At 64.3% G+C, this 7,910-nt stretch carries 7 protein-coding genes; all 7 read left to right on the top strand.

Annotation, left to right across the window (positions count from 1 at the left end):
- The coding region (locus QOD90_RS31385) for a helix-turn-helix domain-containing protein (RefSeq protein ID WP_526356494.1) at positions 1-412 on the top strand (412 nt) is incomplete at its 5' end.
- A gap of 543 nt (positions 413-955) precedes the next feature.
- Entirely contained in the window at positions 956-2,158 is a 1,203-nt protein-coding gene (gene dnaN, locus QOD90_RS31380; protein WP_526356492.1) for a DNA polymerase III subunit beta, read from the top strand.
- A gap of 27 nt (positions 2,159-2,185) precedes the next feature.
- Entirely contained in the window at positions 2,186-3,079 is an 894-nt protein-coding gene (gene gnd / locus QOD90_RS31375; RefSeq protein ID WP_526356490.1) for a phosphogluconate dehydrogenase (NAD(+)-dependent, decarboxylating), read from the top strand.
- Positions 3,080-4,240: a DNA replication/repair protein RecF gene (recF, locus tag QOD90_RS31370; RefSeq protein ID WP_526356488.1), complete on the top strand. Its 1,161-nt coding sequence runs from the start codon at positions 3,080-3,082 to the stop codon at positions 4,238-4,240.
- A complete protein-coding gene (locus QOD90_RS31365; protein ID WP_526356486.1) occupies positions 4,237-4,803 on the top strand; it encodes a DUF721 family protein in 567 nt (188 codons plus the stop codon). Before recF ends, QOD90_RS31365 begins: the two co-directional genes overlap by 4 nt.
- 231 nt (positions 4,804-5,034) lie before the next feature.
- Positions 5,035-7,068 (top strand): DNA topoisomerase (ATP-hydrolyzing) subunit B, encoded by a 2,034-nt coding sequence (gyrB, locus tag QOD90_RS31360; protein WP_526356484.1) that lies wholly within the window; start codon positions 5,035-5,037, stop codon positions 7,066-7,068.
- 36 nt (positions 7,069-7,104) lie between these two features.
- The coding region (locus QOD90_RS31355; RefSeq protein WP_526356482.1) for a DNA gyrase subunit A at positions 7,105-7,910 on the top strand (806 nt) is incomplete at its 3' end.

The following is a 7,910-nucleotide window of genomic DNA, read 5'->3' as shown; positions in this document are numbered from 1 at the left end:
ACTCGAGGGTGCTCTCATTCGCGTCACTGCGTTCGCCTCGCTCAACAAGGCCGCGATCGACAAGACGCTCGCCGAAATCGTGTTGCGGGATCTCATCTCGGATGCCAGTTCGATGCAGATCAGCATCGCCACGATCATGGCCGCTACCGCGGAGTACTTCGAGATCACCATCGAGGAGCTTCGCGGGCCGGGAAAGACCCGCGCCTTGGCGCAGTCACGGCAGATCGCCATGTACCTCTGCCGTGAGCTCACCGATCTCTCGTTGCCGAAGATCGGTCACTCCTTCGGCCGCGACCACACCACGGTGATGTACGCAGAGCGCAAGATCCGCGGCGAGATGGCGCAAAGGCGCGAGATCTTCGATCACGTCAAGGAACTCACGACGCGGATCCGCCAGCGCTCCAAGCGCTGACCAACCTCCGTCCGCCTGTCCTACACCGCTACTCGGCGGGTTCCGTGCGTGTATTTTCCGAAAATCTTCTGACCCTGGCGCACCACGAGTCACATGAAATCCTCGTGGACTACTCGTGCACAATCCGTGGACGAACCGCCCTCGTCCGAGCCTGCCGTCCACACACCGGCAGGCCGTGCACAGCTCGCCGGATTACACGCATCGGTAGTCCACGAGTCACCCACGAGCGCGCACCGCATCCGACCTGCCAGACTGTCCGTTCATCCACAGCTTGCACAGCACCTATTACTGTTACTCATTTATCAATCAATGTTCTCTCCTAAAAGAAGCACCTGGGGAACGCGCCCTGTTGGGCGTTCGGACGGCGAGGCCCAAGGGGCGTTTGTCACTCCGATCGATTAGCTTTCAAGTTGACGCAGAAGGCTCTACGGTGGGTCTTCGACAACCGGAACGGTCGTCGAACCGCAGCGTGGTGACATGTTCGTAAGACACCCGTAGATCCGCTGCTAGTGCATGTAGCTCGGGTTCACTGAAGGGGACGCTATGGATGTGGCGACGACGACAATTGGTACCGACCTGAAGTTTCGCCTAGTGCGCGAAGACTTTGCCGACGCCGTGGCGTGGGTTGCTCGGATCTTGCCGACCCGGCCTACCGTGCCGGTTCTGTCCGGCGTGCTGCTCACCGGCTCCGAAGATGGGCTGACCATCTCCGGTTACGACTACGAGGTGTCGGCCGAAGTGCGCGTGGCGGCCGAGATCGCTTCTCCCGGAAGCGTTCTCGTCTCGGGTCGGTTGTTGTCTGACATCACGAAGTCGCTGCCGGCCAAGCCCGTTGACGTGACCGTCGAGGGCACCAGGGTGTCGTTGAGCTGCGGAAGTGCCCGGTTCTCGCTTCCGACGATGGCCGTGGAGGATTACCCGACGCTGCCGTCACTGCCCGAGGAGACCGGCGTCGTCGCCTCCGAACTGTTCGCCCAAGCCATCGGCCAGGTCGCCGTAGCTGCCGGACGCGATGACACGTTGCCCATGCTGACGGGTATCCGCGTGGAGATCTCCGGTGAGAAGGTCGTCCTCGCGGCGACCGACCGATTCCGGCTGGCCGTCCGCGAACTCACCTGGTCGACGGATTCCGCGGACATCGAAGCCGCCGTTCTGGTTCCGGCGAAGACGCTCTCCGAGGCGGCCAGGGCGGGCAACGACGGAGCCGACGTTCACCTGTCACTCGGTGCGGGCGAGGCCGTCGGCAAGGAAGGGCTGCTGGGCATCCGCAGCAACGGCAAGCGCACGACGAGCCGTCTGCTCGATGCCGAATTCCCGAAGTTCCGCCAACTTCTACCCGCCGAGCACACCGCGGTGGCGACGGTCGGCGTCGCGGAGCTCAGCGAGGCCATCAAGCGCGTCGCCCTGGTAGCCGACCGCGGGGCGCAGGTGCGGATGGAGTTCTCCGAGGATTCACTGCGGCTGTCGGCAGGTGGCGAAGACGCCGTCGGACGGGCTGAGGAAGACCTTCCGGTGGAGTTCTCCGGCGATCCCTTGACGATCGCCTTCAATCCCACCTATCTCACCGACGGCCTTGGATCGTTGCACTCTCCGAAGGTGACGTTCGGCTTCACGACATCCAGTCGTCCCGCGGTGTTGCGGCCCGCGGGTGATGATGATGACACGTACGCCGGTTCCAGTGGTCCCTTCCCGGCCGCCCAAACCGATTACGTCTACCTATTGATGCCGGTGCGGCTTCCGGGCTGACCGGCCATATCGCCACGAAAGGTGCACATGCAACTCGGGCTGGTCGGTCTCGGCAAAATGGGCTTCAACATGCGTGAACGCCTTCGCAAGGGCGGACACGACGTCATCGGATACGACCCTCGACCCGAGGTGACCGATGTTCCCGATTTAGCGAGCCTTGCGGCGGCGCTCCCCGCTCCCCGGGTGGTCTGGGTGATGGTCCCCTCGGGCGAGGTGACCGACACCACCATCGTCGGACTCGCTGCCGTCCTCAGCTCCGGTGATCTGGTCATCGACGGCGGCAACTCGCGCTACACAGAGGACGGTCCCCACGCAGCGCTGTTGGCGGAGAAGGGAATCGGGTTCATCGACGCCGGAGTCTCCGGTGGTATCTGGGGCCTCACCGAGGGCTATGGCCTCATGGTCGGTGGCAGTGACGCCGACGTGGCGAAGGTGATGCCGATCTTCGACGCTCTCCGACCGCCGGGCCCGCAGGAGGACGGATTCGTCCACGCCGGCCCCGTTGGCGCAGGCCACTTCGCCAAAATGGTTCACAACGGTGTCGAGTACGCCATGATGACCGCCTACGGCGAGGGTTACGAGATGCTGGCCGCCGAAGACCTCATCAAGAGTCCCCAGGCCGTGTACCAAGCATGGACCAATGGCACCGTCGTCCGGTCGTGGCTGCAGACGCTCCTGGCCAAGGCGCTCAAGGAAGATCCACACCTCGCCGAGATCAAGGGTTACACCGATGATTCGGGTGAAGGTCGCTGGACTGTCGAGGAAGCGATTCGGCTCCGCGTCCCGGTGCCGGGAATCGCGGCCGCGCTGTTCGCCAGATTCCTGTCGCGCCAAGATGATTCGCCGACGATGAAAGCTGTCGCAGCGCTACGAAACCAGTTTGGTGGCCATGCAGTGCAGAGGATCAGCGAGTCTGGATAGGTGTACGTACGTCAACTGGGCCTGACCGACTTCCGCTCCTGGTCACGACTCGAATTGGAGCTCGAGCCGGGACGGACGGTATTCGTCGGCCCGAATGGCTTCGGTAAGACGAATATCGTAGAGGCCCTATGGTATTCGTCCACGCTCGGCTCGCACCGGGTGGGGGCGGACGCACCATTGATTCGGGCCGGAACCGATCGTGCGATCGTGTCGACGATCGTGGTCAATGAGGGACGCGAGCTGGCGGTCGACCTGGAGATCACCGCCGGTCGCGCCAACAAGGCGAGACTGAACCGATCCCCGGTGCGCAGTGCGCGCGAAATTCTCGGCGCGCTACGCGCGGTGTTGTTCGCACCGGAGGATCTGGCATTGGTCCGTGGCGATCCAGCCGAACGGCGCCGCTATCTCGACGAGCTCGCCACCACGCGCAGGCCAACCGTCGCGGGCGTACGCGCCGACTACGAGAAGGTGCTTAGGCAACGTGCGGCATTGCTGAAAACCGCTGCGGGAGCGCGCTTTCGGGGAGACTCCGGAGCGTTGGAGACGCTGGACGTCTGGGATGGACACCTTGCAATGCATGGCGCCAAGCTCATCGCCGCCCGGGTGGATCTCGTCGAGCTGTTGGCCCCCGAGATTGAGAAGGCCTACCAATTGTTGGCGCCGGCGTCGCGCCCGGCGTCGGTTCGGTACCGCAGTTCGGTCGAGGCAGTCGAGGCGGAGGCAGCCACCGGTGCGGCGAACACCGAGGTGTTCGAAGTGGCACTCCTCGAGGAACTCGCCCGCAAGAGGTCGGCCGAATTGGAGCGGGGGGTGTGTCTCGTCGGACCACATCGCGACGACTTGGAACTTCGGCTCGGCGACCAACCCGCCAAGGGCTTCGCCAGCCACGGCGAATCCTGGTCGATGGCACTGTCCTTGAGATTGGCTGCCTACGAACTGCTTCGGTCCGAAGGATCCGACCCGGTGTTGCTTCTCGACGACGTGTTCGCCGAACTCGACAACGCCCGCCGACGGGCGCTCGTCGAGGTCGCGGCATCCGCCGAGCAGGTGCTGGTGACCGCGGCGGTCGCGGAGGACATCCCGCAGGACTGGGATGCGCGCAGAATGGTGATAGGGATGCGCGACGACGATTCCGGACGAGTCTCGGAGGTGATCGGGTGACGGAATCGACCGACGACGGCGAGCCGGCGGGTCCGCCCCCCGAACTCGCTCACCTCAAGGGGATGGACCTGGTCCGCCGCACCCTCGAGGAGGCGCGCGGCGCGGCCCGAAGTCAGGGCAAGGACGTGGGGCGCGGCAGGACCTCCCCGACGAAGAACGTGCCGCCCCGGGGGACGCGCAAACGGTGGTCGGGCCCGGGACCCGACTCGCGTGACCCGCAGACCCTCGGATCGCTGACCTCCGCGCTGGCCAAGAGCAGAGGATGGTCGCCGCGGATGGCCGAGGGTGCGGTGTTCGGACAGTGGGCGACGGTGGTCGGCGACCAGATCGCCGAGCACGCGAACCCCACCGCATTGCGGGACGGCATCTTGACCGTGGAGGCCGAGTCGACGGCATGGGCGACGCAGCTGCGACTGGTTCAGGCTCAACTCCTGGCCAAGATCGCGGCCGCGGTCGGCGACGGTGTCGTGACCAGCCTCAAGATCGTCGGCCCGGCTGGCCCGACGTGGCGCAAGGGTAAGTACAACGTGCCGGGCCGAGGCCCGCGGGACACCTACGGGTGAGCGGCAAATTCTAGACCGCTGAGAGCGTCGACAATGGATTGATCCACAGTCCCGACCGTCGGCACGCGCGGATATCCGCGAAATTCCGTTGACGCGGTAATTAGGTGTGCAGAAACGCGGCCTCAGAGTCAGTCCCAACAGTGTCAGCCGGTAGACTTTCGACAGATGCGCGAGCGGTGCTCGACTGCATAGCCGGCACACCCTGCCAAAGACCAAGGAGACGCGTCCAACGTGGCTGCCCAGAAGAAGACTGCTTCCAAAGACTACGACGCGTCGTCCATCACGATTCTCGAAGGCCTGGAAGCCGTTCGCAAGCGTCCTGGCATGTACATCGGGTCGACCGGTGAACGCGGTCTGCACCACCTGGTCTGGGAAGTCGTCGACAACGCGATCGACGAGGCGATGGCCGGCTACGCCACCCGTGTCGACGTCAAGATCCTCGGCGACGGCAGCGTCCAGGTCACCGACGACGGCCGGGGAATTCCGGTGGAGATGCACGCCAGCGGCGCCCCCACGATCGACGTCGTCATGACCCAACTGCACGCCGGCGGAAAGTTCGGCGGCGAGAACAGCGGCTACGCCGTCAGTGGTGGTCTGCATGGCGTCGGCGTCTCGGTGGTCAACGCCCTGTCGACCCGGCTCGAGGCCACCATCTTCAAGGATGGCCACGAGTGGTTCCAGTACTACGACCGCTCGGTTCCCGGCACCTTGAAGCAGGGCGGTCCGACGAACAAGTCGGGAACCACGATCCGGTTCTGGGCGGACCCGGACATCTTCGAGACCACGGTCTACGACTTCGAGACCGTGGCACGGCGACTTCAGGAGATGGCGTTCCTCAACAAGGGGCTGACCATCGACCTGATCGATGAACGCGTCACGGTCGACCAGGTGGTGGACGAAGTCGTCAGCGATACGGCGGAGGCGCCGAAGTCGGCCGACGAGAAAGAGGCGGAGGCCAAGGGTCCGCATAAGACCAAGCACCGCACCTACCACTACCCCGGCGGGCTGGTGGACTTCGTCAAGCACATCAACCGCACGAAATCCCCGATCCAGCAGAGCATCATCGACTTCGACGGCAAGGGCCCCGGCCACGAGGTCGAGATCGCAATGCAGTGGAACGCAGGGTATTCGGAGTCGGTCCACACCTTCGCCAACACCATCAACACCCATGAGGGTGGGACCCACGAAGAGGGTTTCCGCAGTGCGTTGACGACGGTGGTCAACAAGTACGCCAAGGACAAGAAACTGCTGAAGGAGAAGGACGCCAACCTCACCGGCGACGACATCCGCGAGGGATTGGCCGCGGTCATCTCGGTCAAGGTGCACGACCCGCAGTTCGAGGGACAGACCAAGACCAAGCTCGGCAACACCGAGGTCAAGTCGTTCGTGCAGAAGATCTGCAACGAGCAGCTCAGCCACTGGTTCGAGGCCAACCCCGCAGAAGCCAAGACCGTTGTGAACAAGGCGGTTTCGTCCGCCCAGGCCCGGATGGCCGCCCGCAAGGCACGTGAGTTGGTGCGCCGCAAGAGCGCGACGGACATCGGCGGCCTACCCGGCAAGCTCGCCGACTGCCGATCGACTGACCCACGCCTGTGCGAAGTCTATGTGGTGGAGGGTGATTCGGCAGGCGGCTCGGCCAAGAGCGGCCGCGACTCGATGTATCAGGCGATCCTGCCCCTTCGGGGCAAGATCATCAACGTTGAGAAGGCCCGCATCGACCGGGTGCTGAAGAACACCGAAGTTCAGGCGATCATCACCGCGCTCGGCACGGGCATCCACGACGAATTCGACCTCACCAAACTGCGCTATCACAAGATCGTGCTGATGGCCGACGCGGATGTCGACGGCCAGCACATCTCGACGCTGCTGCTGACGCTGCTGTTCCGATTCATGAAGCCTCTCATCGAGAATGGGCACGTCTTCCTGGCGCAACCGCCGCTGTACAAGTTGAAGTGGCAGCGCAGCGAACCCGAGTTCGCGTATTCCGACCGTGAGCGCGACGGTCTGCTGGAGGCCGGCAAGGCCGCGGGTCGCAGGATCAACACCGAAGACGGAATCCAGCGCTACAAGGGTCTTGGCGAGATGGATGCCAAGGAACTGTGGGAGACCACGATGGACCCCAGCGCGCGGGTGCTGCGGCGTATCACCCTCGACGACGCTGCTGCGGCCGACGAACTGTTCTCCGTGCTCATGGGCGAGGACGTCGAGGCCCGCCGCAGCTTCATCACTCGAAACGCGAGAGACGTTCGCTTCCTTGACGTTTGATCCTTCAGCTCTTAGTTCTCACGACTTGAGGAACACATGACAGACACCACCCTGCCTCCTGGCGACGACGGCACCACGGACCGCATCGAGCCGGTCGACATCCAGCAGGAGATGCAGCGCAGCTACATCGACTACGCGATGAGCGTCATCGTCGGCCGCGCTCTCCCCGAGGTCCGCGACGGTCTGAAGCCAGTGCACCGCCGCGTGCTGTACGCGATGTACGACTCGGGCTTCCGGCCCGACCGCGGGCACGCGAAATCCGCACGCTCCGTTGCCGAGACGATGGGCAACTACCACCCGCACGGTGACTCGTCGATCTACGACACGCTGGTCCGGATGGCCCAGCCGTGGTCTCTGCGCTACCCGCTAGTGGACGGGCAGGGCAACTTCGGCTCGCCGGGCAACGATCCGCCGGCCGCCATGCGCTACACAGAAGCGCGTCTGACGCCGCTGGCGATGGAGATGTTGCGCGAAATCGACGAGGAGACAGTCGATTTCATTCCGAACTACGACGGCCGCGTCCAAGAGCCGACCGTCCTGCCCAGCCGTTTCCCCAACCTATTGGCCAACGGATCGGGCGGCATCGCGGTTGGCATGGCGACCAACATGCCGCCGCACAACCTGCGCGAGTTGTCGGAGGCCGTCTTCTGGTGCCTCGACAACTTCGAGGCCGACGAAGAGGCGACCTTGGCTGCGGTCACCGAGCGGGTCAAGGGTCCCGACTTCCCGACCTACGGACTGATCGTCGGATCGCAGGGCATCCACGACGCGTACACCACCGGGCGCGGCTCCATCCGCATGCGGGGCGTCGTCGAGGTCGAGGAGGACAGCAGGGGCCGCAC

Source organism: Mycobacterium sp. (genome assembly GCF_032161845.1).
In the GTDB taxonomy this organism is placed as follows: Bacteria; Actinomycetota; Actinomycetes; order Mycobacteriales; family Mycobacteriaceae; genus Mycobacterium.
The sequence above is the reverse complement of the archived record's forward strand: the minus strand, read 5'-3'. Positions and strand labels throughout refer to the sequence as shown.

Excerpts from the sequence above, each read along its gene's own strand:
- dnaN (WP_526356492.1), top strand. The coding sequence starts at position 956 with ATGGATGTGGCGACGACGACAATTGGTACCGACCTGAAGTTTCGCCTA.
- gnd (WP_526356490.1), top strand. The coding sequence starts at position 2,186 with ATGCAACTCGGGCTGGTCGGTCTCGGCAAAATGGGCTTCAACATGCGT.